Genomic DNA, 432 nt, shown 5'->3' on the forward strand with positions numbered 1-432 from the left:
ATACCTGGGTCGTCAAGGCCAAGGATGGGACGGCGCCGGGACAACTCGTCACCAACCTCGAGAAGACCCTGCCGAAGATTAAGGACGCACCGCAGTTCAATAAAGACGACGCCGGCGCCACGATCTCGACGGCTGACTCTTTCCAGAAGAAAACCATCAATAGTCTCACCGAGGACTTCGATGTCACCAAGTACATGCTTATGGTCTTTGGTGCTATCGCCCTGTTAGTGGGAGCGATTATTATCACGACGACCTTTCTCATTCTGTTGGCTCAGCGACGTCGCCAGATCGGCCTCATGAGGGCTGTTGGAGCGTCGAGCGGCCAAGTGAGACGACGAGTCCTCGCCGAGGCGATCGTGCTCGGCGTCCTTGGATCGATGCTGGGGGTCGTGCTTGGCATCCTGTTGACCGTTGCCGGCACGGCTTATACCG

1 protein-coding gene is annotated in these 432 nt (G+C 57.4%); it reads left to right on the forward strand.

What is annotated here, in order from left to right; translation table 11 throughout:
* Nucleotides 1-432: ABC transporter permease (locus ACLFKU_RS44240; protein ID WP_410853456.1), on the forward strand; the 432-nt coding region annotated here is incomplete at both ends.

This window comes from Paraburkholderia sp. EG304 (genome assembly GCF_046543485.1).
Taxonomy (GTDB): domain Bacteria; phylum Pseudomonadota; class Gammaproteobacteria; order Burkholderiales; family Burkholderiaceae; genus Paraburkholderia; species Paraburkholderia youngii.